At 64.9% G+C, this 22,413-nt stretch carries 21 protein-coding genes; 16 read left to right on the forward strand and 5 right to left on the reverse strand.

Annotated elements, in window-relative coordinates; genetic code table 11:
* Positions 1-25 precede the first annotated feature (25 nt).
* Together HWY05_RS06125 and HWY05_RS06130 are read left to right on the forward strand one after the other, a co-directional pair.
* A complete protein-coding gene (locus HWY05_RS06125) occupies positions 26-757 on the forward strand; it encodes a TetR/AcrR family transcriptional regulator (protein WP_244146505.1) in 732 nt (243 codons plus the stop codon).
* Between the two features lie 58 nt (positions 758-815).
* The gene (locus HWY05_RS06130) at positions 816-2,231 is read left to right on the forward strand and encodes a PLP-dependent aminotransferase family protein (protein WP_176057699.1); all 1,416 of its coding nucleotides are present in this window, start codon (positions 816-818) and stop codon (positions 2,229-2,231) included.
* 14 nt (positions 2,232-2,245) lie between these two features.
* Here the strand turns inward: HWY05_RS06130 and HWY05_RS06135 are convergent, their stop codons facing one another.
* A complete protein-coding gene (locus tag HWY05_RS06135; RefSeq protein WP_035559580.1) occupies positions 2,246-2,434 on the reverse strand; it encodes a DUF2970 domain-containing protein in 189 nt (62 codons plus the stop codon).
* A 310-nt stretch (positions 2,435-2,744) separates the two neighbouring features.
* On the opposite strand from HWY05_RS06135, the gene HWY05_RS06140 reads away from it, so the two are divergent.
* The 4 genes from HWY05_RS06140 (at position 2,745) to HWY05_RS06155 (ending at position 7,328) form a co-directional block, all read left to right on the forward strand.
* Positions 2,745-4,535 carry a nitrite/sulfite reductase gene (locus tag HWY05_RS06140; protein ID WP_176057700.1) on the forward strand — a complete coding sequence of 597 codons (1,791 nt, stop codon included), beginning with the start codon at positions 2,745-2,747 and terminating at the stop codon, positions 4,533-4,535.
* Entirely contained in the window at positions 4,532-4,927 is a 396-nt protein-coding gene (locus HWY05_RS06145) for a DUF934 domain-containing protein (RefSeq protein ID WP_176057701.1), read from the forward strand. The genes HWY05_RS06140 and HWY05_RS06145 overlap by 4 nt, the downstream gene beginning before the upstream one ends.
* A 22-nt stretch (positions 4,928-4,949) precedes the next feature.
* Positions 4,950-5,330, forward strand: coding sequence for a helix-turn-helix domain-containing protein (locus HWY05_RS06150; protein ID WP_035559589.1), 381 nt, complete (start codon positions 4,950-4,952; stop codon positions 5,328-5,330).
* Positions 5,331-5,492: 162 nt separating this feature from the next.
* Positions 5,493-7,328 (forward strand): ABC transporter ATP-binding protein, encoded by a 1,836-nt coding sequence (locus HWY05_RS06155; protein WP_051981019.1) that lies wholly within the window; start codon positions 5,493-5,495, stop codon positions 7,326-7,328.
* Positions 7,329-7,391: 63 nt separating this feature from the next.
* Here the strand turns inward: HWY05_RS06155 and HWY05_RS06160 are convergent, their stop codons facing one another.
* On the reverse strand, positions 7,392-7,985 hold the full coding sequence (locus tag HWY05_RS06160) for a flavin reductase family protein (protein ID WP_035559592.1): 594 nt from the start codon (positions 7,983-7,985) through the stop codon (positions 7,392-7,394).
* A gap of 184 nt (positions 7,986-8,169) precedes the next feature.
* On the opposite strand from HWY05_RS06160, the gene HWY05_RS06165 reads away from it, so the two are divergent.
* Positions 8,170-8,781 carry a hypothetical protein gene (locus HWY05_RS06165; protein ID WP_176057702.1) on the forward strand — a complete coding sequence of 204 codons (612 nt, stop codon included), beginning with the start codon at positions 8,170-8,172 and terminating at the stop codon, positions 8,779-8,781.
* Positions 8,782-8,833: 52 nt separating this feature from the next.
* On the opposite strand, the gene HWY05_RS06170 is transcribed toward HWY05_RS06165, so the two are convergent.
* Positions 8,834-9,712, reverse strand: coding sequence for a LysR substrate-binding domain-containing protein (locus tag HWY05_RS06170; protein ID WP_176057703.1), 879 nt, complete (start codon positions 9,710-9,712; stop codon positions 8,834-8,836).
* Between the two features lie 92 nt (positions 9,713-9,804).
* On the opposite strand from HWY05_RS06170, the gene HWY05_RS06175 reads away from it, so the two are divergent.
* The 6 genes from HWY05_RS06175 to HWY05_RS06200 all read left to right on the forward strand — a co-directional run bounded on the left by HWY05_RS06175 (position 9,805) and on the right by HWY05_RS06200 (position 16,709).
* Positions 9,805-10,824, forward strand: coding sequence for a nitrilase-related carbon-nitrogen hydrolase (locus HWY05_RS06175; protein WP_176057704.1), 1,020 nt, complete (start codon positions 9,805-9,807; stop codon positions 10,822-10,824).
* Positions 10,825-10,903: 79 nt separating this feature from the next.
* Positions 10,904-11,800: a LysR family transcriptional regulator gene (locus HWY05_RS06180; RefSeq protein WP_035559605.1), complete on the forward strand. Its 897-nt coding sequence runs from the start codon at positions 10,904-10,906 to the stop codon at positions 11,798-11,800.
* Between the two features lie 328 nt (positions 11,801-12,128).
* A complete protein-coding gene (locus tag HWY05_RS06185; RefSeq protein WP_244146506.1) occupies positions 12,129-13,691 on the forward strand; it encodes an MFS transporter in 1,563 nt (520 codons plus the stop codon).
* Positions 13,692-13,703: 12 nt separating this feature from the next.
* Positions 13,704-14,780 carry an HlyD family secretion protein gene (locus HWY05_RS06190; protein ID WP_035559607.1) on the forward strand — a complete coding sequence of 359 codons (1,077 nt, stop codon included), beginning with the start codon at positions 13,704-13,706 and terminating at the stop codon, positions 14,778-14,780.
* Positions 14,777-16,297 carry an efflux transporter outer membrane subunit gene (locus HWY05_RS06195; RefSeq protein WP_176057706.1) on the forward strand — a complete coding sequence of 507 codons (1,521 nt, stop codon included), beginning with the start codon at positions 14,777-14,779 and terminating at the stop codon, positions 16,295-16,297. The genes HWY05_RS06190 and HWY05_RS06195 overlap by 4 nt, the downstream gene beginning before the upstream one ends.
* Positions 16,287-16,709 carry a hypothetical protein gene (locus tag HWY05_RS06200; protein ID WP_063771812.1) on the forward strand — a complete coding sequence of 141 codons (423 nt, stop codon included), beginning with the start codon at positions 16,287-16,289 and terminating at the stop codon, positions 16,707-16,709. Before HWY05_RS06195 ends, HWY05_RS06200 begins: the two co-directional genes overlap by 11 nt.
* Before the next feature lie 102 nt (positions 16,710-16,811).
* Here HWY05_RS06200 and HWY05_RS06205 read toward each other — a convergent pair whose 3' ends face one another.
* Positions 16,812-18,026: an ROK family transcriptional regulator gene (locus HWY05_RS06205; RefSeq protein ID WP_035559609.1), complete on the reverse strand. Its 1,215-nt coding sequence runs from the start codon at positions 18,024-18,026 to the stop codon at positions 16,812-16,814.
* A 197-nt stretch (positions 18,027-18,223) separates the two neighbouring features.
* Between HWY05_RS06205 and HWY05_RS06210 the strand changes: the two genes are divergently transcribed.
* The 3 genes from HWY05_RS06210 to HWY05_RS06220 all read left to right on the forward strand — a co-directional run bounded on the left by HWY05_RS06210 (position 18,224) and on the right by HWY05_RS06220 (position 21,316).
* Positions 18,224-19,702, forward strand: a complete 1,479-nt coding sequence (locus tag HWY05_RS06210) for an APC family permease (protein WP_176057707.1) — start codon at positions 18,224-18,226, stop codon at positions 19,700-19,702.
* Positions 19,692-20,693 carry an ROK family protein gene (locus HWY05_RS06215; protein WP_063771813.1) on the forward strand — a complete coding sequence of 334 codons (1,002 nt, stop codon included), beginning with the start codon at positions 19,692-19,694 and terminating at the stop codon, positions 20,691-20,693. The genes HWY05_RS06210 and HWY05_RS06215 overlap by 11 nt, the downstream gene beginning before the upstream one ends.
* Positions 20,694-20,884: 191 nt before the next feature.
* On the forward strand, positions 20,885-21,316 hold the full coding sequence (locus HWY05_RS06220) for a PRC-barrel domain-containing protein (RefSeq protein ID WP_035559612.1): 432 nt from the start codon (positions 20,885-20,887) through the stop codon (positions 21,314-21,316).
* Between the two features lie 98 nt (positions 21,317-21,414).
* Here the strand turns inward: HWY05_RS06220 and HWY05_RS06225 are convergent, their stop codons facing one another.
* Positions 21,415-22,392 carry a substrate-binding domain-containing protein gene (locus HWY05_RS06225; protein ID WP_244146532.1) on the reverse strand — a complete coding sequence of 326 codons (978 nt, stop codon included), beginning with the start codon at positions 22,390-22,392 and terminating at the stop codon, positions 21,415-21,417.
* Positions 22,393-22,413: the final 21 nt, after the last annotated feature.

A 22,413-nucleotide genomic window follows, 5' to 3' on the forward strand; every position in this document is an offset into this window, starting at 1 on the left:
CGCATCGTCGAAAACAAAGAAAACCATGGCCACGGCAACGCAGGACAAGCCCTATCACCACGGGTCGCTCCCGCAAGCGCTGCTGGCCGCTGCCGAGGCCGTGTTACGGCGGGACGGCATACGCGGTCTCACGCTGCGTGCGATCGCTCGCGAGGCGGGGGTGTCGCACACGGCGCCGCAGCACCATTTCGGCGACACCGCCGGCGTGTTGAGCGAATTGGCCGCGAGCGGTCATCGGCGTCTGGCCGCGAGCATGGCGGCCAAGGCGGAAGGCGAAGCGCCGGGGCGCCCGCGGAACAAAGCCGTCGCGCGCGGCTACGTGAGCTTCGCGGTGGAGAATCCCGATCTGCTTCACCTGATGTCGCGCAACGAAATGCTCGATTACACGCGAGCGTCGCTGATCGAAGCAAGACAGCTTTCCGCGCGTGCACTCACCGGCGTGCTCGATAACCCGCCGAAGGACGCGCCGAGCGCAACCGCCGCGTTCGGGCGGCCGGATGCCGCGCAAGCTATCGCAATGACAGCCGCGTGGGCGTACGTGCACGGTCTCGCTTTGCTGTTGATCGACGGCCGTCTGAAGGCGTTGGCCGCATCAGTCGATGGCATTCGGAACGCGGAAGCACTGGTCGATGCGGTCATCGACCAGTTTCAGATCGTTCAGGTTGCCGGCGCGCAGAAAGATGCGCCCGCAACCAGCAGCCGGAGCCAGAGCCGCGGCGGCAGCGGCAAAAAATCCAAAGCGGAAACGCCGCAGTGAGCGGCAAACGCCAGCGCAGCATCGGCCATGCACATGCATGGCCCACACCGTCCGCCCAATGAAACGCTTTGAATTGCTGGCCAACACCATGGCCGACGAAATCCGCTCGGGCAGCCGGCCGGTCGGCACGCGCATGCCATCCGTGCGGCAACTCACCACGCAGCACGGCGTCAGCCAGTCGACCGTATTTCGCGCGTATTACCAGTTGGAAGAGTGGGGGCTGATTCGCGCCCGTGAGCGCTCGGGTTACTACGTCGCGCCAGGCGCAGCGCTCAAGCAGGAAGCCGCGCCACGACCGCCGCTCGCGGTCGAGTCGGCCAAGGTCGAAATCAGCGACCTCGTTTTTTCCGTGCTCGAAGCCGCGAAGCATACCGACGTGGTGCCGCTCGGTTCGGCCTTCCCGTCTCCGCAACTGTTTCCGCTGCAACGTCTCGCCAAGTCGCTTGGTCACTCCAGCCGCCTGATCAGTCCGTGGAGTACGGTGGTCGATCTGCCGCCCGGCAATGAAGCGTTGCGCCGTCAGATTTCGCTGCGCTATCTGGGCATGGGCATTGCCCAACCCATGGACGAACTGGTCGTCACCAACGGCGCGCTGGAAGCGCTCAACCTGTGCCTGATGGCTGTCACCCGTCCCGGCGACGTCGTCGCGATCGAATCGCCGGGGTTCTACGCGGCCCTGCAAGCCATTGAACGGCTTGATCTGCGCGCGGTGGAGATTCCCGTCGACCCGGAGTCCGGCATCGATTTGCAGGCGTTGCAGGAGGCTTTCGAGCGGCATCCGATCAAGGCGTGCTGGTTCATGACCAGCTTTCAGAATCCGACCGGCGCAGCCATGCCGCAGGACCGGAAACAGGCACTCGTCGACCTGCTGGCCCAGCACGACGTGCCGCTGATCGAGGACGACGTGTACGGCGAGCTGCATCACGCGGCAACCCACCCGCTACCCGCGAAGGCCTTCGACACGAAGGGCCTGGTGATGCACTGCAGTTCTTTTTCGAAGACGCTAGCGCCGGGCTATCGCATTGGCTGGGTAGCCGCCGGGCGGTTCGCGCAGAAGGTGCAGCGGCTGAAGTTGATGACCACGCTATCGGCCAGCATTCCCGCTCAGGCGGCGATTGCGGATTACCTTCAGCATGGCGGCTACGACAAGCATCTGCGGAAACTGCGCGGTGCGTTCCGCACTCAGTTGGCCGCGATGGATGCCGCGCTGCGCCGCTACCTGCCCGACGGGTCGCATTGGACCCTGCCGTCCGGCGGCTATTTCTTGTGGCTTCAGTTGCCGCCGCAGGTCGATGCGATGCAACTGCACCGTCTCGCGATAGCGAGCGGTATCGGCATTGCGCCGGGGCCCATATTCTCCGCGCGACACGAATTCAGGCACCACGTGCGACTGAATTTCGGGCATCCGTGGAGCGACGGTATGGAAAGCGCGGTCAAAACGCTGGGTTCGCTGATTGGGCCGGCGAGCTCATAAACCGCGCCGCGCCTTCAATGCGCGACGTTGATCGCCAGCTTCACCAAACCGAACAACGTCGCGCCGAACCCGGCAGCGAGCGCAACGGCGACCACCGGCAACAGCGGCAGCTTGACGTCCGCAATGTCGGCCTGATGCGAAGCGCTACGGCGAATGCCGAAGAAACTCCACAGCACGATTCGCGTCATCTTCAACAGATTCATGGCATCACCTTCTCAACGCAGGATTGTTCGCAGTATCTTTTATCTCAGGCCTAAGTCTGAGCTGCTCCAGCCTTGAAAAACAGCAGCAGTTGACGACAATTCCAGCGCAGCAGTCCACTCTCCCGCGCCCCGGCAATCCTTCATGCGTGGCGGCATTCGCAATCTGCTAGCGTGTTTTACGCGGCATCTGCTCCTGTTCAGCGAGCACCATTGGTTTTATCGTTCGTTCGATCCTTGCTCCATCCAACGAAAACGACGCTCAGCAAGCCTGCGCCTTGTGCGGCGGCAGCGGCGGCAGACGCCCCGGACCATGTACCACTACACCCCGTTTGACCAATCCTTCGTGCGCAGTCGCGCCGCGCAGTTTCGTAATCAACTCGAACGCTGGCAGGCCGGCAAGCTGAGCGAAGACGATTTTCGTCCGCTGCGGCTGCAGAACGGCTGGTATGTGCAGCGGCATGCGCCGATGCTGCGCGTCGCCGTGCCGTATGGAGAACTGTCGAGTGCGCAGTTGCGTATGCTCGCCCGGATCGCGCGCGACTACGACGCGCCCGAGGCCGAGGTCTATCGCCTGGCCAGCGAAGCACAGCGCAAGCTCGGCACCGCTCGTTTGCCGACGCACTACGCGCACTTCACGACCCGCACCAACGTCCAGTTCAACTGGATTCCGCTCGCCAAAGCCGCCGACGTGATGGACCTGCTGGCGAGCGTCGACATGCACGGCATCCAGACCAGCGGTAATTGCATCCGCAACATTTCCTGCGACGAACGCGCGGGCGTCGCGCCTGATGAGAACGCCGATCCGCGCCCATTCGCCGAAATCATGCGGCAATGGACCACGCTTCATCCCGAGTTCGCGTTCCTGCCGCGCAAGTTCAAGATCGCGATCACCGGCGCGAGCGACGACCGCGCCGCGACCGATTGGCATGACGTCGGCCTGCGTCTGCTGCGCAACGACGCAGGTGAATTGGGATTTCGCGTCACGGTGGGCGGCGGCATGGGCCGCACGCCGATGATCGGCACGGTTCTGCGGGCGTTTCTGCCATGGCGGCAGATCATGAATTACATCGAGGCGGTGGTGCGCGTCTACAACCAGTACGGACGTCGCGACAACAAGTACAAGGCGCGTATCAAGATCCTGGTGAAGGCGGAAGGTCAGCGCTACATCGACGATGTCGACGAAGAATTCCGCCAGATCGTCGAGCACGACGGCGGTCCGCACACCATTCCGCAGGCTGAACTGGATCGCGTCAGCGCATGTTTCGTGCCGCCGCATGGGCATGGCACGGAAGCACCCGTCGACCTCGAAGCGACCGCGACGCTACAGGCCGCGGCCATCGCGACGCCGCAGTTCGGACGCTGGCTCGAGCGCAATGTCGCGGCGCATAAGAACCCGTCGTTGCGCATTGTGACGCTGTCGTTCAAACGTCTGCTGCAGGCGCCCGGCGATGCATCGGCGGATCAGCTCGACCGGCTCGCCGATCTGGTGGACCGTTTCTCCGCAGGCGAAGCGCGCGTTACTCATACGCAGAACGTCGTCCTGCCGTGGGTCCACGTCAACGACCTGCTGCCGCTCTGGCAAGCCGCCCACGACGTGGGACTCGCCAGCGCCAACGTGAATCTGCTCACGGACATGATCGCCTGCCCGGGCGGCGATTTCTGCGCGCTCGCCAATGCCCGCTCCATTCCGGTCGCGCAAGCCATTACCGAGCGCTATCAGGATCTCGACGAACTCAACGACATCGGCGAAATCGATCTGCACATTAGCGGTTGCATCAATTCATGCGGCCACCACCATAGCGGACATATCGGCATTCTCGGCGTCGATAAAGACGGCAATGAGTGGTATCAGGTGACCTTAGGCGGCTCGGACGGCATGCTCGCCAGCGGGCGGGCGCAACCGGGCAAGGTGATCGGCCCATCGTTCTCCGCGCTCGAAGTGCCCGAGGTGATCGACGCGCTGCTTTCCGCGTACCTCGACCTGCGAGCGACGCGCGACGACAAGCACGAGTCGTTCATCGACACGGTGCGGCGCGCGGGGATCGAGCCGTTCAGAGCGGCGGCGGATCGCGTCCGCACGCACGCGGAGAACGCAGCATGAACGACACCACGCGGATCAGGTTGCTGACGGTGCCGGAACACACGTCGGAGCCGGCACGGCACGTCGTTGCGTTAGCGAACGACGAAGACCCTCACGACCGGAAGAGCGAAATCGCCGCAGCGGCACGCGTCGAATTGCATTTCCCCAATTTCACCGACGGACGCGCTTATAGCCAGGCGTATCTGCTGCGCCGCCGGCTCGGCTTCAAAGGCGATCTGCGCGCCACCGGCGACGTGCTCGTCGACCAGTTGATCCAGATGGAACGCACCGGCTTTTCCAGCGCGGTTCTGAAAGAAGGCATCGACCCCAACGAGGCGCGGCATCAGCTCGACCGCTTCCCGGCGTTCTATCAGGGCGACGTGATTCAGGACGCGCCGTTCCGGCAAACCTGAGCCGCCTGCGCGAAAACGGACCATGTTGCGACATCCTGAAGCCTCACCCGACGCGCTTTTATCGATGTGCCCTTCCCGCTCGATCCTTTCCCGGATCGGTCAGAAGTGGACGATGCTGGCGATCGTCGCGTTGCGCGAGGAGCCTTTGCGCTTCGGCGAAATCCGTCGCCGCATTCATGGCGTTTCCGACAAGATGCTGACCCAGACACTCCGGCAGATGGAACGGGACGGGCTCGTGCAACGCTACGCGTACGATCACCAGCAGCAGCGCGTGGAATACGGCTTGAGTCCGCTCGCGCAGAGCGTGCTGCCGATCGTGACCGAATTGAAGCAGTGGGCGGAGCGTTCAAGCGAACTTATCGAATCGAGCAATCTGGTGTTCGACCGTAAAAACGTGCCCTGAAACGCGGCATTCAAGCGTGCCGATACTTTCCAATCACTGACAACGCGAACCATTCGCCACCAAGGCACGCCGCTTGCGATGCATGCAAGCCGGACCTCTCGACTGACGCCTGCCACGCAGGCTTTCGTGACGCCCGACTCCCACAAACCCGGAGAACGCGACATGGACCTAGTCGATGATGGCGACACCAGCCGCGCCGGCCGCGTGCGCAGACGGCGACGTTCGCGCGTTTTATCCCGCTATGCGGGTCGCCCCATTCGTCTGATCTGGCGTTACGTGGCACGACACAAGTTCGCGCACGGCGTTGTTCTATTCAGCGTGGTCGCGGCGGTGGGCTGCGCATTAGCTTCGCAATACGGCATCCGCAATCTGATCGACGCATTGCCGGGCGGCCGCGCTCATCCTCAAAACGTGGTGCGCGCGTTCGCCGTGCTGGTCGTGCTGATCCTTGCCGACAACCTGTTCTGGCGCGTCGCCGGCTGGATTTCCGCGCGCACGTTTGTCGCAGTGACCGGCGATATCCGCCGGGAAATGTTCGACTATCTCGCTGGCCACGCGCCGTCATTCTTCTCCGACAAACAACCCGGCGTTCTGTCGAGCCGCATTTCGGCCACGGCCAACGCGGTTTACGTGCTCGAAAACACGGTCGCATGGACCGCGTTGCCGCCGAGCCTGACGGTCATCGGCGCCATCGCAATGGTGGCGGCCGTCAGCGTTCCGATGAGCCTCACGCTGGTCGGCATTTCGGCGGTGCTCGCGTTCTGTCTGTTTCTGCTGGCACGCAAGGGCACCGCCCGGCACGAGGCATTCGCGAAGCAGGCGGCGTCGGTCGATGGCGAACTCGTCGACGTGATCGGCAATATGGGGCTGGTTCGCGCGTTCTGCGCGGTGTTCCCGGAACGCCGGCGCTTCGACGGCCAGCTCGCCGCCGAGAACGATGCGCGCAAGCGCAGCCTGCTGTATCTGGAGAAGCTGCGGCTGTTGCACGCGGTCGCGACTTCGATCCTCTCCGCCTGCGTGCTCGGGTGGACGGTGTGGCTGTGGAGCATCGACCAGGCCACCACCGGCGACGTCGTGCTGATCGGCTCGCTGGGTTTCTCGATCCTGCACGGCTCGCGCGACATCGCGGTCGCGTTCGTCGATCTGACCCAGCACGTCGCCCGCCTTGGCGAAGCGTCGGAAACGCTGCTGATCCCGCATTCCATGCCCGAGCCCACCAAGGCCGCGCCGCTCGAAGTCCGCCGCGCCATGGTGGATTTCGAAAACGTGACCTTCGCTTATCCAGGCCGGCGGCCCGTGCTCAATTCGCTGAATCTGCACATCGAAGCGGGCGAGCGCGTCGGTCTGGTCGGTCCCTCCGGCGCGGGAAAATCCACCGTGCTCGCCCTGTTGCAACACTTCTACGAGCCGGGCTCGGGCACGGTGAGAATTTCAGGGCAGGACATTGCGCACGTCACGGTGCAAAGTTTGCAGGCTGCGCTGTCGATCGTTCCGCAGGACGTCACCTTGCTGCATCGCTCGTTGCTGGAGAACATCCGCTACGGCTGTCCCGACGCCAGCGAGGCCGACGTGCGCCGCGCGTGTCAGGACGCACATTGCCTGGAGTTCATCGCGGCGCTGCCGGAAGGACTGGAGACGATTGCCGGCGATCGCGGCGCCAAACTGTCCGGCGGACAGCGCCAGCGTATTGCGATTGCGCGGGCCATCCTGAAGGACTCGCCGATTCTGCTGCTCGACGAAGCGACCTCGGCACTCGACACAGCTTCTGAAATCGCGATTCAGGCCGCGCTCGAACGGCTGATGAAAAACCGCACGGTGATCGCGATCGCTCACCGGCTGTCGACGCTGCAGAGCTTCGATCGAATCGTGGTGCTCAATCGCGGCCGCGTCGTTCAGCAAGGTTCGCCGGCTCAACTGGCGACCGTGCCGGGCATCTATCGCGACACGCTCATGCGGCAGATCAAACGCACGCCGGCACCGCGGCCCGATCTGATGTAGGCAATGCCTTCATGATCGGCGTTGCGAGCGCTCACCCTGTAGCGAGCGCCCGACCCGCGCTCATTACGCGTTGTTCGCCGGATCGACGACCGCCGACATCGCCTCGCCGATCGCGTAGAACTGACCGCCGGCGATGTAATGCAAACTGCGCAACGCGGGATCCGCGCGCTCGAAATTCCAGTGACCGTTTTCGAAAACACGCGTATCGGCCCATGCACCGACCACTTCGCCGATGAACAGGTCGTAGGTTTGCTGGTTGTGCGGCTCCGGGATCACCTTGCAGGCGAGCCACGCGGAACAGCCGGCGACGAACGGCAGATCGTAACCGTCGATACCGAACAAACTCACCGCCGACCGCTGCAGCTTGTCAGGGTCGCTCGCGAGGCTCACGGTGCCGACGTCGTGCGTGAGTTGAAGCTGCGCCACGGTCGGCACCTGAATGACGAACGTGCCGGTCTGCTCGATCAGCGCGCGCGTGCGGGTCGCTTTGTCGAGCACGACCGTCAGCTTGGGCGGCGAGAAATCGAGCGCGCACGACCACGCTGCGGCCATCACGTCGTCCACGCCGTCGTAACGGCCGGACACCAGCACCGTGGGGCCGTGATTGAGGAGCCGGTAAGCCTTCTTCATGTCGACCGGTGCGATATGACTGTCCATGCGGATTCCTTCAGAGGCGACGTTGTTCACGTCTCATGTTGCAAACCAGACGAAGCTTATCTCAGACGCCCGCGCGGGGTGACGGGAACGCCCACAGCGCGATTATTGGCGTTACGCGGTCCGGTCACGAGCAGTCGATTATCATTAAGTCGATCACATCACGTGAAAAATCCGGTGGTTGGATATGACGAATACAGGCAAAGCATTGATCATTGGGCTGGTGCTAATCGACCTCGGTGTAGTCGGTTATCTGCTGGTTCCTAGAGGTGAACGAACGACCGCGGCTAGCGGCGCGACAGGCGGCACGGTGGCAACCAGTGCCGTCAGCGCCGCGGCGGTCGGGCCCCGTGCCAGCGACACGCACGTCGTGGCGGGCAGCGTGCTGCCTACCGTGCCGTCGTCCGCTCAAAGCAGCGGCGAGATCGCGGCAGTGGCGCCGCTGCCGCCGCCGCGCAAGCCGAGCACTCATGCAGTCAAACCGGTCACGATTAACGCATCGGGCGAGACGAAAACGGCTGCGCCGCAGACAGCGGAAGGCGCGCATGGCGATATCAACCGGCAAGGCTCGAACCCGGTTGCAGCGGCGATGACCGACGCACTCGTCAAGGAATCGGCCAAACCCGATCCGTCGCTGCCGATGCCATCGGCGCCGCCGTCGGAGCCGCCCGCCGCGCGCGACGGGCCAACTCCGCGCGGGTCGAACCCCGTTGCCGCCGCCATGACGCAGGAACTGGTGAAGCAATCGGCCCGCGTCGATTCGGCGTCGCAACCGCCGGCGCGATCCGGCACGCAGTGAAGGCGCGGGAACGTCGATAGCGTCGGCGCGAACAACCGTATCCGCGCATTCCTCACTGAGCCTTTTTCATCCCCTCCCGCACGAACTCAACGAAACGCTTCACGACCGCGTCGTCGCGCGCGGCTTGCCATGCGAGTCCGACGCGCCACCTGGCGGCCGCATCGCGCAACGGCAGCACCCTTGCGTCGCGCAACAGATACTGCGCTCGCGACGGCAGAAACGCCGCGCCGACGCCCGCCGCCACGCCCGCGAGCACCGATTGAATGTCGTCGGCTTGCTGTATGACGTTGGGCACGAAATTGTGTTCGCCACACCAGTGGTCGATTTGCGCGGCCAGGCCGGGACCGCGTCCACGCGCCAGCGCAATGAACCCTGGCTCATTCAGTTCCTTCAGATTCGACGGAATGCGTTTCCAGCGCGCGTGCTGCGGGATCGCCAGTGCCAGCGCCTCATCGAGTACCGGAAAAGCGGACAGCCCCGCTTCGGCCGGCAGGCGCAGAAAACCCACGTCGAGTTTTCCGGCAAGAAGCCGCCGGCTTTGCTCCGCAGAAGAGAGGTCGTTCAGCGTGACGCTAACGTTCGGATAGCACCGCCGGAAACCGGCGATCAGTTGCGGCGCTTCGGTGAGCGTCGACAGTCCAAGGCCGACGCGCAAATAGCCGCGCGTGCCGCTACTCGCCTCGCGAGCCCGCGCGAGTATCTCGTCGGCGTCGCGGACCAGACCCGCCGCGTCGGCAAGAAACGTCTCGCCGAACACCGTGAGTTCCGCACCATGCCTGCCGCGCTCGAACAGACGCGCGCCAAGGCTCGTTTCCAGCGTGGCGATCTGCTTGCTCAGCGCGGGTTGGCTGACACACAGCACGTCTGCTGCATGGCCGAAATGGCGCAATTCCGCGACCGTCAGAAACACGCGTAGGAGTTTGAGTTCCATTCCACGAAGTAATCGAAAGCATCGAATGTTTCATTTTACTTATTGAATGGGGAGCGGTCCAATGAAGGCGTTTTCTCCATCGGGTTGCGAAGATGTCTTCCTCGTCAGGTCCCTCGCTTCGCGTGGCTTCTATCCCGCTCGTTTCATGTCGCGGCGACGCCGTGCAGAATGTCGCGCGCGTGGTGACGTGTCTCGCGAACGCCGCGTGTCAGAACATCGGTCTCGTGGTGTTTCCGGAAAGCTGCCTTGCCGGTTACGCGAGCATGGCGAAGTTGCCGCGCGCCGAACTCGAGGCCCTCGCGGAATCGCTCGACGGACCGTCGATCCACGCGGTGGCCGACGCGGTCGAACAGACTGGCGTGGCGGCCGGCGTCGGGATCGTGGAGCGCGCCACCGACGGACGGTTGTTCAACAGCTACGTCGTGTGCCTGCCTGGCGGGCAGCGCCATTGCCACCGTAAGTTGCATGCGTTCGAGCATCGGCGGATTGGTAGCGGCGATCGGTTCACCGTGTTCGATACGTCGTGGGGGATTCGCATCGGCATTCTGATCGGCGCGGACAATTACCTTGTGGAGAACATGCGTGTGACGGCGTTGATGGGCGCAACGCTGTTGATCGCGCCACATCGAAGCTTCGGCGGACGCAGTGCGGGCGGGATGAAAATGCAGCCGGTGTCGATCGAACAAGCGAGGCGCGGTGAAAACGCACACAGGGCCTTCGACTCCAACAACGAAGCGCTGTCCGACTTACCTCACTGGCTACCCGCACGCGCCGCAGACAACGGTCTGTTCATCGCCTTTAGCGACGGCGCGGATGTCACCGATAACTCCTCCGTAACCGGCACAGGCATGATCGTCGATCCACGCGGCCGAACGTTGGGCTCGAACAGCGGCGATACGACCAACACGCTCATCTCAGCCGACATCGAAGCCAGCCTGACCCACAACAGCGCCGGCCGCCAATGGCTTACCGCGCGCCGCCCCGACCTCTACGGGCTGCTGAGTCGGCCAGAAGACCGCCGCACGACAGAGTTCGAACCACGCAGCCTCTCCCCACGCGGCTCGATCGCCGTCAGTTTCGCGCAAGTGGGCCGCAACCGGTTGATCGGATAGCACCCTCCGTCGCCAATTTCCCAGCAAACAATCCGGTCCTGCGTCAAACTGCACGCCTCGTTCACCATCGTTGCGTGCCATGCAATCACCTGACCTCAACCTGCTGATCGCGCTGGACGCGTTGCTCGAAGAAGGCTCCGTGGTCGGTGCCGCGCAACGCATGCATCTGAGCGCGCCCGCCATGAGCCGCACGCTCGCGCGGATTCGCGACGCCGTCGGCGATCCGATTCTCGTCAAGATCGGCCGGCGGATGGTGCCGACGCCACGCGCGCTCGCGCTGCGCGACCAGGTGCGCGCGTCGGTGGAAAACGCGGTGCGGCTGTTACAGCCCGAACGCGAACTCGATCTGGCCACCCTCGAACGCACGTTCAACCTGCAGGCGAACGATACCTTCGCCAGTTCGTTCGGCGGCGGCGCGCTGGATCGCATCCGGCGAGAAGCGCCGCGTTCGGTGCTGCGCTTCGAGCCGGGCAACGACATCGAGGCGCACGTCGTGCTGGACGGCAAGACCGACCTGCTGATCACCTCGATGCGTCCGTTAGGGCCGGACATCCATATGCAGCGGCTGTTCACGACCGCGATCGTCGGTCTCGCGCGCGACGATCATCCGATCTTCGACGGCGAAATCACGCCGCAACGTTTCGCATCCTACGATCAGGTGAGCGTGTCGCGCCGCGGCCGTGCCACCGGTCCGATCGACGTCGCACTCGCGGCGCTCGGCTTGACGCGCACGGTGTCGCTGGTGGTGCCGTCGTTTCATACCGGCGTGTTCGCGGCCGGCTCGTCCGACCTGATCGTCGCGTTGCCGGACCATGTCGCGGCGACCGCGAAAGCGCTGGGCGTCCGCGTGCGATCGTTTCCGATTCCCATGCCGCTGGAGACCATCGTCGTGATTCAGGCGTGGCATCCGCGTTTCCAGAGCGACCCGGCGCATCAGTGGCTGCGGCGCGTCGTGCGGGATGCGTGCGGCGGATAGCCGGTTTTTTTAACCGAGTTCGCCTCGCCTGATGCGTGCGTTCAACGCACGCATCGATTGCGAAAATCGCAATTTCCGAATCGATCGATGCTTCGTAGACTGGCTCCTGTCCCATTCCTGGAGCCAGCATCATGGGTTTTTCCGACGCGGTCGGCGTGACCGAATACGCGCTTGGTTTGCGTGGCAGGCGGGTCACGTGAACTCCGTCGTCAATCCAGCGCCCGCTCTCGCGACACCAACGCAAACGCCACCGCAAGCACCATCGCAAGCAGTACCCCAGCCCCAAGCCCCCGCGTTCACCACACGGGTGGTCGTCGGGCTCGTGGGCGTGTTGATCGCCGTCGTGATCGCGCAACTCAACGACCACGTCACCGACGTCGCCATGCCCGACATTCGCGGCGCGCTGGGCATCAGCCGCGACCACGCGTCGTGGTTGAGCACCGCTTATCAAGTCACGCAAGTCTCCGCGATGATGTTCGCGCCGTGGTGCTCGGCAACCTTCTCGCTGCGACGCTTCACGATCGGCGCGGTGGCCGCGTTCGCGCTGCTCGGCGTGGTCTTTCCGTTCACCTCGACGTTCGGCGCGCAGTTGACCTTGCGCGCGCTTCAGGGACTCGCGGGCGGCTGCCTCCCGCCGATGCTGATGACCGTCGCGCTGCGCTTCCTGCCGCCCGGCATCAAGCTCTACGGCCTCGCCGCCTACGCGCTGACGGCCACCTTCGCGCCGAACCTCGGCACGCCGCTGGCGGCCCTCTGGACCGACTACGCGGGTTGGCGATTCCTGTTCTGGCAGATCGTGCCGCTCGCGTTGGTATCGATCGGCATGATGGCGTGGGGCTTGCCGCAAGACCCGCTTCGCCTCGAACGCTTCGAGCAATTCAACTGGCGCGGCGTGCTGCTCGGTTTCCCCGCCATGGCGATGCTGGTCATCGCGCTGGAACAAGGCACCCGCGTCGGCTGGACCGACGCGCCGTGGCTCTGCGCGTTGCTCGTCGGCGGCGCGGTGATGCTGGCGCTGTTTCTCGTCAACGAATGGTTTCATCCGTTGCCGTTCTTCAAGATCCAGTTGCTGGCGCGGCGCAATCTGTCGCATGCGCTGCTCACGCTCGGCGGCGTACTGCTGATTCTGGTTGCCGTGCCGAGCCTGCCCGCCGGCTATCTGGTCGAGGTGCGCGGCTACCGGCCGCTGCAGCTCGCGCCGCTCGCGCTGTGCGTCGCGCTGCCGCAACTCGTTGCGTTACCCGCGGTCGCCGCGCTGTGCAATCTGCGGCGCGTCGATTGCCGCTGGGTGTTGGCGGGCGGACTCGGTCTGATCGCCCTGTCGTGTTTCGCGGGCAGCTTCATGACGTCCGACTGGATTCGCGACAACTTCTACACGCTGCAAATCATGCAGATCGTCGCACAGCCCATGGCGGTGATTCCGCTGCTGATGCTCTCGACCAACGGCATGACGCCGCAGGAAGGGCCGTTCGCGTCCGCCTGGTTCAATACCGTGAAGGGCTTCGCCGTCGTGGTCGGCACCGGCGTCACCGAGGGCCTGACGACAATGCGCGAGCGTTTCCATTCGAACGTACTGATCGATCAGTTGGGCAACCGGCCGCAGGCGTTCGCAATGGCGCAGCAGGACATTGCGGCGCGCCTGCATGTCGACGCGCATGCGGCGCTGGCGCTGCTCGATCAGCAGATCCGCGAGCAGGCGCTGGTGCTCGCGTCGGCGGATGTTTTCCGCTTGATGACCGGCGTCGCGATCGTGTTCATTCTGCTGATCGCGGTGATCCCGACGCGGGTGTATCCGCCGCGCGCCGCCGTCACGCCGCCCGCGCCTGTGCTCACCCCGACACCCATGCCCGTCAAACAGCGAACCGATCCACCGATCCGATCGAAAAAGTAAAAAGGTTGACCTATGTCTGAGTCGAAGTCGAACAAGAAAATTTACGCCGTCGGCACGGTCGCGATCGTGCTGCTCGGCCTGTGCGCCGCGCTCGCCTACGGCGTGTTGAAACCGTCCGGACCCAGCACCGACGACGCCTTCGTCAGCGCCGATTTCACCGTAGTCGCGCCGCGCGTTGCCGGTCAGATCGTCGCACTCGGCGTCGACGACAATCAGTTCGTGCGCAAAGGACAACTGCTCGCGCAGATCGACGACCGCGATTACGCGGCGGCCGTCGACGCGGCAAACGCCAACGTCGCGGCCGCGCAGGCGGCAATCGACAACGTGTCGGCGAGCCTCGTGCAGCAACGGTCGCTGATCGATCAGGCCGCCGCGACGTTGTCCGCCGCGCACGCGAACGCCGTGTTCGCGCGCGCCGACGACGCCCGCTACGCCGACCTCGCGCAACACGGCGCCGGCAGTACGCAGAACGCGCAGCAGGCGCGCTCGCGGACCGACACCGCGCTAGCCGATGTCGCGCGCAACGACGCCGCGTTGCAAGCGGCCAGACAGCAGGTCGCCGTGCTGACGACCCAGCGCGAGCGCGCCGAAGCCACGCTCCAGCAGACGCAAGCCGCGCTCGATACGGCGCGTCTCAATCTGTCGTGGACACGCATCGTCGCGCCGATCGACGGCGTGGTCGGGCAGCGCGCGGCGCGCGTGGGCGCCTACGTGACGCCGGGCACGCCGCTGCTCGCGGTCGTGCCGTTGCAACAGGCGTACGTGGTGGCGAATTACCAGGAAACGCAACTGGGCAATGTGCGCCCCGGCCAGGCGGCGGAGGTTCGTGTCGACACCTATCCGGGCATGGTGTTGCAAGGCACGGTCGACAGCTTTGCGCCCGCGACCGGCGTGACGTTCGCGGCCATCGCGCCCGACAACGCCACCGGCAACTTCACCAAAGTGGTCCAGCGGATCCCGGTCAAGATCGTGCTGCAGGCGGGCCAGGCGTCGCTCGATAAATTGCGCGTCGGCATGTCGGTCGATGCGACGATTCGCACCGGCAACGCGCCTGCTTCGTCAGCCGGCGAAAAGGTCGCCGCGCGATGAATACGCTGATCTCACGAATCGCCCTGGGCGTGTGCGTGCTGGGCCTTGCCGCCTGCACGGTCGGGCCTGATTTTCACCGGCCGGCGGCGGCGTTGCCGGATCAATGGGAAGCGGGACATAGGGGCCAAGCCACGCCCCTATCGACAACACCGTCGCAGATCGTCGACGGCGCGCTCGATCCGCAGTGGTGGAACGTGTTTCACGATGCCGAACTGTCGTCGCTGATCGCGCGTGTCGCGGGTGCCAGTCTCGATGTCAAAGCGGCCGGCGCACGGCTGATGCAGGCCCGCGCCGCACGCCGTGTGAGCGGCGCGGATGCGCTGCCTTCGGTTGAAGGCACGGCGTCGTATCAACACGCACGCTCGAGCCAGAACGGGCTGCTCGACGTTGCCGGGCTCGGCGGCAAGCACGATTACAACGTGTGGCAGCCGGGTCTCGACGCGTCGTGGGAACTCGATTTGTGGGGCCGCGTGCGGCGCGAAACCGAATCCGCCGATGCCAGCGTCGAAGCCAGCGCGGATTTGCGCCGCGACGTGTTGCTCGCCACCCTCGCCGAAACCGCGAGCGACTACTTGCAATTACGCGGCGTGCAGGCGCAGCAGCAGATCGTTCAGCAGAATCTGGAGATCGCGCGGCACAGCCTGGCGTTGACGAAAATCCGTTTCGCCGACGGCGTCGCGACACGTCTGGACATGGCCGAAGCCGCCGCGCAAGTCAGCACGATCGAAGCGCAATTGCCGTTGCTCGACAACCAGCACGCACGCCTCGTCAATGCGTTGAGTTTTCTGATGGCTGCGCCGCCGCACACGCTGGACAGCGAGTTGCGCGCGGCCGCACCGATTCCGGCGCTACCGTCGCGCGTGCCGGCCGGCTTGCCGTCGGAGCTGGTGGAGCGCAGGCCGGACATTCGCGTCGCCGAAGCGCATTTGCATGCGGCGACCGCGAGTATCGGCGTAGCGGTCGGCGACTTTTATCCGCGCGTCACGCTGTCGGCGAATCTGAGTTTGCAGGCCATGCATTTCGGCGATCTCGACCAGTGGAGTTCGCACATGTTCGGCGTCGGTCCTGCGTTGAGCGTGCCGCTATTCGAAGGCGGTCGGCTGAAGGGACAACTGGCGCTGCGCGAAGCGCAACAGCAGGAAGCCGCCATCGCATTCCAGCGCACGGTGCTGAACGCGTGGCACGAGGTGGACAACGCAATGAGCGATTACGACGCGCGTCAATCGCATCGCGACAAGCTGGCGGAAGCGGTCGAACAGGACCGCATCGCGCTCGACAACGCGCAACGTCAGTATGTTGCGGGTGCAACGGATTTTCTGAACGTGCTGAGCGTGCAGAGGGATCTGCTCGGTACGCAACAGGCGCTCGCCGCGAGTTCGACCGAGGTGGCGGTGTCGCTCGTCACGTTGTTCAAAACATTGGGTGGGGGTTGGCAGACGGCGTTCCCCACCTCGTCGAAGCGTGCAGACCCAGGCGGCACAGCCCGCGTTTCCGGAGAAAGAGACCATGACTCTTGATGTCCAGGCATTTAGCGTTCTCGACGTCGCGCAGTTTCCGACCGTGATCGTTCGCAACGAAGCCATTCGGCCCGGTTATGCCGCGCAATGGGAACGGGAGATGGAGGCATTGATCGCGCACGCCGTGCCGTTCGTGATGTTTCATATCGAGGTGCGCGACCACGAAACAAACGACGACTTCAAGCAGCGTGGCGTGTGGCTCAAACAGAACAAGGCGGCGCTGGCGCGCGTGTGCAGGATGCTCGTGACCGTCGAGTCCGACGATACGAAGCGCGAGACAGCGCGAATTCAGGGGCGCGGCGCGACCAGGGCGTTCGGCATTCCGCATCGCGCGGTGGCGACGTTGGCGGAGGCTTGGGATATTGCGTCGTATCGCGCGAAGGAAGCGGCGCAAGTTGAAGGGGAGCGCTAGCGCCACGGAGATGGGCGAACGCCACACCGCATCGCAGCGCTTGCTAGAAGCGCCGGCGTTGGTGCCGCCGCCTGGCACGCGCGCCAGGCGGTAGCACGCACACTAAGCCGTGGTCGCGTACCCCAGCCGCTCAAAGGCCTTCACACGCGCCCGCTCGACACCCAGCACGATCGCGCCGAGCAGCACCGCGTCGGTGCCGGTCGCCGAGACGGCGAACTCGGGCACCGGAATCGGCAGCCACTGCGCGAGATGATCGCGGATCGCCGGCAACAGCAAAGAACCGCTCCGGCCGACACCGCCGCCCAGCACCACCAGCTTCGGATCGAGAATCGGAATGATCGACGCGAGGCCCCACGAAAGCTGCCGCGCTTCTTCCGCCACGCAATCGAGCGCGCGCTGATCGCCGGCATTCGCCGCGACGAACACCTCTTCCGCATTCGCCACCGTCAGCCCGCGCCGCTGCGCCTGCGCGACGATCCCTTTCGCCGCCGACGACGCTTCGAACATCGGCCGGTACACGCCATCCGATTTCGCGCCCACCACGGGCGCCGCGGGCAGCACCGCGATCTCGCCGGCAAAGCCATGCGCGCCGCGATGCAGACGGCCGTCGGCGATGATCCCGAGACCCACGCCCGTACCGACCGACATGAACACGAAGTTGTCGACGCCGCGCCCGAGTCCGTGCTGCTGCTCGCCGAGCGTGGCGAGATTGATGTCGTTCTCGACGAACAGGTCCGCGTCGAGTGCCTCCCTGAGCGACGGAATCAGCCCCGGCCGCTCCAGATCCGGCAGGTTCGGCGCGAGACGCAGCCGGTCGTGGTCGGCGTCCAGCACGCCCGGCGAACCGAACACGGTCGCGAGCACCGCGTCGCGCGAAACCTGCTGCTCGTCGAGCATTGCGTCCACGATCTCGACAATGCGCGCGACGAACCGCTCCACTTTGGCGGGCGTGCGCTTGTCGAGCCGCGCCACCACCGTGCCGGTCAGATCGGCGACCGCGCCGCGAATCCATTCCGCACCGACGTCGATCGCGACCACGAAGCCCGCTCTGGCGTGCGGTGCGTAAAGACGCGGGGAACGCCCCGCGCTGCCGCCGCGCACCCCCGTCTGCTCGACGAGACCCAGCCGTTCGAGATTGCTGAGCGCGGCCGTGACCGTCACTTTCGACAACCCCGTACTCTCCGCGAGCTGCGGGCTGGAGGCGGGCGCCATCGACAGCAGATGCTGGTAAATCGCCCATTCGTTGCCCTGGCGTACGAACGCGGGGCCACGGGTGACGGTGACGGTCGGCTGGCTGTGCTTTCTATGCGCGTGCATGGGCTGTCTGGTTTCGGGATGGCCGATCCTATCAACGACTGTACGGCGGGGCAAGCCGCCGCCCTCGCCGACTTAATGGAACATTTTTGGCTCGCTTGAATTAGTAAAGAAAGTTTCCTATCATTCGGCAACACAAAAATGAGATGAATGCCGAAGCATCCGATCAACGACGCGGCGAGCGCCGCATGGAGATATCGATGAGCGATTCCACCTGGCGGGAACCGTCCCCGCAAGTCACGGCTGACGCGGCCGCCGAGCCCGCGGCCGAGGCGCCGCACTTCCGCCGCTCGGTCGGCCTGTTCCCGGCGATCGCCGTGAACATGATCCAGATTTGCGGCGTCGGGCCGTTCCTGACCATTCCGGCTATCGTCGCCGTGCTGAACGGGCCGCTGGCGATCATCGGCTGGATTCTCGGCGCGGTGTTGTCCATGGCGGACGGCCTCGTCTGGGCGGAACTCGGCGCGGCGATGCCGGGCGCAGGCGGCACCTATCTCTATGTGCGCGAAGCGTTCCAGTACCGCACCGGCAAGCTGATGCCGTTCCTGTTCGTCTGGACCGCGATGCTGTCGATTCCGCTCATCATGAGCACGGGCATTATCGGTTTCGTGCAGTACCTCGGGTTCTTTCTGCCGACGCTGTCGGCATGGCAGACACACGCCATCGGCGTCGGCGTGACCGCGCTGGTGGTGCTCGCGCTGTATCGGCGGATCGAATCGATTCGCGCGTTGAGCACGGTGTTGTGGGTCATCATGATGCTGGCGGTCGGGCTGACCATCGCGGCCGCGTACTCGGATTTTCATCTGAGCCTCGCGACCACGCTGCCGCCGGGCGCGGGCGATCTCGGCAAATTCTTCACCGGCCTCGGCGCCGGCCTGATCATCGCCATTTACGACTACGCCGGCTACAACACCACCGCGTACATGGGCGACGAACTGAAAAACCCCGGCCGCGTGATGCCGCGCTCGATCATCGTGTCGATCATCGCGATGATGGTGCTGTACCTGACGATGCAGATCGGCGTGATCGGCACGGTGCCGTGGCAGGAGGTCGCGAAATCGACGTCGGTGGCGTCGCTGGTCGTGGAGCGCAACTGGGGGCATACGGCGGCCGCGATCGTCACGGTGCTGATCCTGTTCGCCGCGTTCGCGTCGGTGTTCGCCGGCTTGCTCGGCGGCTCGCGCGTGCCCTTCTACGCGGCACGCGACGGCGTGTTCCTCGCCGCCTTCGGCAAGCTGCATCCGAAGCACAACTTCCCGCACGTCGCGCTGATCGTGATGGGCGTGGTCACGGCGGCCGGCACGTTTTTCGACCTGACCTCCGTGATCAACATGCTGGTTGCGGTCGCGGTGCTGTTGCAGTCGGTCGCGCAGATTGCGGCGCTGACCGTGCTGCGCCGCCGTCAGCCGACGCTCGAACGGCCGTACCGGCAGTGGCTTTATCCCGTGCCGAGCCTGGTCGCGCTGGTCGGCTGGCTCTACGTGTTCTATGCGACCGATCATCAATCGCAGTTGATGTCGACCGGCTGGCTGGTTCTCGGCCTGATCGCATTCCTGATCTGGGCGCGCGTGGCGCGTCAATGGCCGTTCGGTCCCAAGCCGATCCGCGAAGTATTTCTCGAACGTCAGATGAGCAGCACCGCAACCGCCTCCGCCAATACGCAAACGCATGCACGTTAACGACCTGGATGAAACCCGGCGCGCTGGCGCCGGGCCGCATGGATTTCTGCTGGCGATCGATTTCGGCGGCACCAAGATCGCCATGTCGACCGCCACGGAAACCGGACAACGCCTTCACGAAGCGGAAATTCCGACCCTGGCGCAACAAGGTGCGCAGACCGTCATGCGCCGCATGTTCGACGCGGCGCGAGCGTTGATCGCGACGACCGCGGCCGACGTCGGCGGTGAATTGCTTGCGGCCGCTGCCGTTACGCCGGGCATCGTGGAACCGGACGGCATTCGCCTCGCGCCGAACAACCCGGGCTGGGACCGGCTCGCCTTGCACGACGAACTACGCAGGGGTTTCGCGATTCAATGCGTCGGCGTTGAAACCGACGTCAAAGCCGCCGCGCTCGCGGAAGCCCGTTGCGGCGCGCTGGCCGGCGTCGAGTGTGGTCTCTACGTGAACCTCGGAACGGGTCTCGCGGCGGCTGCGGTTGTCGGTGGGAAGGTGCTGCGCGGCGCGCATGGCGCGGCCGGCGAGATCGGCTATCAGTTGCGCGGCGTGCCGGGCGAAACCCTATTCGCCGATGGCGGCGCGCCGCTGGAAGACTTCGTGTCGGGCCGTGCGATCGGCGAGCGTGTGAGCGCGCTGCTCGGACGCAACGTGAGCACGCGCGAAGCGTTTGCAATGCGTGAGTCCGTGCCGCAAGTGAAGGCGCTGCTCGACGACACGCTCTACCGCCTCGGCGTGCATATCGTCAATCTGAGCTTGATGCTGGACCCGTCGCGGATCGTGATCGGCGGCGGCATGGCGCGGATTCCGGGTATTGCGGACGACATCCGCTCGTTGCTGAAACGCGCCGTGCCCTATCCACCGGAGGTGATGATTGCCGCTTTCGGTCACGGCGCGGCGCTGCAAGGCGCGATCGTGGCAGCCGGCGATGCCTGGCGCGCGCGACGTGTGCCGCCGGGTCTTGCGCCGTTGCGTGCGGTGGAGCCGGCGTTGTAGTTAAACGGTGGCCGCCATGACACGCGCTACTCGTTGCTCGTTGCGCAACGCATCTGGCACCTGCCTGGCACCCGCTCGCAGCACGCTCCGGCCGAACCCAGGCACATGACGTGCTACCGCAACTCCCTGGTAAGAGGTTGACTGCCGGACTCGTCCGGCACCCATCCCGACACATAAACCAGGAGCCGAAAATGAAAGCGAACACACTGATCTGCGCTGCCGCGCTTGTCGCGATCTGCGCGTCGCAAGGCGCGGTCGCCCAGGTGGCCGGCCTGCAACCGCTCGGTGGCACGGTGGAGCAGACCAACGCGTTGCTGAAGGGCTGGAGCGTGCGCCGCGCGCTGGTCGACGAACCGGTCTACAACGATCTCAACGACAAGATCGGCAGCATCTACGACGTGATCATTGCGCCGGATCGCAAGGCAACCTACGCGGTCGTCTCGGTGGGTGGATTCCTCGGCATGGGCAAGCACTACGTGGCGATTGCGGTCGACCACTTCGAGATACGCGACGGCAATCTGTTCCTGCCCGGCGCAACCAAGGACGCACTAAAGTCCGTGCCCGAGTTCGAGTATAACAAGCTCGAAAAGGCGACCAAGCCGCACAAGGTCAGCGCGAATTAACGGGTAGCGGATAAGTAGCGGGTCAATGCAGGCCATGCAACGCAACGTGTGCCAACTATGCGACGTGAGGTGACGTGAGACGACGCGTTGCACGGCCTTCAACGCGTCGGGGCCGTGACCAGTTGCAACGGCGTCTCGATCACCCTCGACAGGTCGCCTTCCCTTCTCTGCTCCGTCACGGCTTTCAATGCCACGTCGAGCCCGAACACGGCCTGGCGGTCCGCGAACTGATCGATGGTGGCGAGTACGCGGCCGTCGGCAATCAACGGCTTGATCGCGTCGATATCGTTATAACCGGTGATCGACACGCCGCCGGTTCTACCGGCGTCGCGCACCGCATCGACCGCGCCCATCGCCATGTTGTCGTTGCCGCACAGCAGTCCGCGCAGTTGCGGATGCTCGCCGAGCATCGCCGCGGCGGCGTCGCGGCCTTTGCCGTAATCCCAGTGGCCCGATTGCACCGCGACCACCTTGATGCCCGCCGCGCTCATCGCCTCCCGGCCTCCTTCCGTGCGCTGCTGGGCATTGCGATCCGCCGAAATACCTTCGATGATCCCCACTTCGTCGCCCGCCTTGAGCCGCCCGGCCAGCACCTTCGCCACCTGCAGCGCGCCCTTGCGATTGTTCGGCCCGACGAACGGCACGGAGATACCGGCTGCGTCCTGAGACGCGTCGTCGAGCGGATTGTCGATCGTAATCACGATGATGCCCGCCTTGATCCCGCGCGCGATCACCGGCGTCAGCGCCTTCGAGTCGGTCGGCGCGATCACGATCGCGTCCATCTTCGCGCGGATCATGTCTTCGACCATGCGGATCTGCACCGCCGTGTCACCCTCCGACGCCGTACCGCGCACCGTCAAACCAAATTGCGACGCGTAATGCTGCTGGTAGTTTTGCGCGGCGTTCTGCATGGCGGCCGTGAACGGATCGGCAAGCGACTTCAGCACGAGGCCGACCTTCAGCTTGCCGCCTTGCAGCGCCTGAACAGCGGGCGAGGTCAGCAGACCGGCCGCAGCGAGCGTGCCGGCAAACAGCACGCGACGGCGCATGCTCGAAGGCGAGTTCTGCTGGGGCATGGCCCAGGAAGACCTGCTTCG

Source organism: Paraburkholderia sp. BCC1876, assembly GCF_902833695.1.
Classification (GTDB): domain Bacteria; phylum Pseudomonadota; class Gammaproteobacteria; order Burkholderiales; family Burkholderiaceae; genus Paraburkholderia.

Bases quoted from the DNA above. Each gene is read 5' to 3' on its own strand.
- HWY05_RS06215 (WP_063771813.1), top strand. From the start codon at position 19,692: ATGCACGTTAACGACCTGGATGAAACCCGGCGCGCTGGCGCCGGGCCG.
- HWY05_RS06220 (WP_035559612.1), top strand. From the start codon at position 20,885: ATGAAAGCGAACACACTGATCTGCGCTGCCGCGCTTGTCGCGATCTGC.
- HWY05_RS06195 (WP_176057706.1), top strand. From the start codon at position 14,777: ATGAATACGCTGATCTCACGAATCGCCCTGGGCGTGTGCGTGCTGGGC.
- HWY05_RS06140 (WP_176057700.1), top strand. From the start codon at position 2,745: ATGTACCACTACACCCCGTTTGACCAATCCTTCGTGCGCAGTCGCGCC.
- HWY05_RS06190 (WP_035559607.1), top strand. From the start codon at position 13,704: ATGTCTGAGTCGAAGTCGAACAAGAAAATTTACGCCGTCGGCACGGTC.
- HWY05_RS06135 (WP_035559580.1), bottom strand. From the start codon at position 2,434: ATGAATCTGTTGAAGATGACGCGAATCGTGCTGTGGAGTTTCTTCGGC.
- HWY05_RS06155 (WP_051981019.1), top strand. From the start codon at position 5,493: ATGGACCTAGTCGATGATGGCGACACCAGCCGCGCCGGCCGCGTGCGC.
- HWY05_RS06170 (WP_176057703.1), bottom strand. From the start codon at position 9,712: ATGGAACTCAAACTCCTACGCGTGTTTCTGACGGTCGCGGAATTGCGC.
- HWY05_RS06200 (WP_063771812.1), top strand. From the start codon at position 16,287: ATGACTCTTGATGTCCAGGCATTTAGCGTTCTCGACGTCGCGCAGTTT.
- HWY05_RS06130 (WP_176057699.1), top strand. From the start codon at position 816: ATGAAACGCTTTGAATTGCTGGCCAACACCATGGCCGACGAAATCCGC.
- HWY05_RS06175 (WP_176057704.1), top strand. From the start codon at position 9,805: ATGTCTTCCTCGTCAGGTCCCTCGCTTCGCGTGGCTTCTATCCCGCTC.
- HWY05_RS06150 (WP_035559589.1), top strand. From the start codon at position 4,950: ATGTTGCGACATCCTGAAGCCTCACCCGACGCGCTTTTATCGATGTGC.
- HWY05_RS06125 (WP_244146505.1), top strand. From the start codon at position 26: ATGGCCACGGCAACGCAGGACAAGCCCTATCACCACGGGTCGCTCCCG.
- HWY05_RS06225 (WP_244146532.1), bottom strand. From the start codon at position 22,392: ATGCCCCAGCAGAACTCGCCTTCGAGCATGCGCCGTCGCGTGCTGTTT.
- HWY05_RS06210 (WP_176057707.1), top strand. From the start codon at position 18,224: ATGAGCGATTCCACCTGGCGGGAACCGTCCCCGCAAGTCACGGCTGAC.
- HWY05_RS06205 (WP_035559609.1), bottom strand. From the start codon at position 18,026: ATGCACGCGCATAGAAAGCACAGCCAGCCGACCGTCACCGTCACCCGT.
- HWY05_RS06165 (WP_176057702.1), top strand. From the start codon at position 8,170: ATGACGAATACAGGCAAAGCATTGATCATTGGGCTGGTGCTAATCGAC.
- HWY05_RS06160 (WP_035559592.1), bottom strand. From the start codon at position 7,985: ATGGACAGTCATATCGCACCGGTCGACATGAAGAAGGCTTACCGGCTC.
- HWY05_RS06180 (WP_035559605.1), top strand. From the start codon at position 10,904: ATGCAATCACCTGACCTCAACCTGCTGATCGCGCTGGACGCGTTGCTC.
- HWY05_RS06145 (WP_176057701.1), top strand. From the start codon at position 4,532: ATGAACGACACCACGCGGATCAGGTTGCTGACGGTGCCGGAACACACG.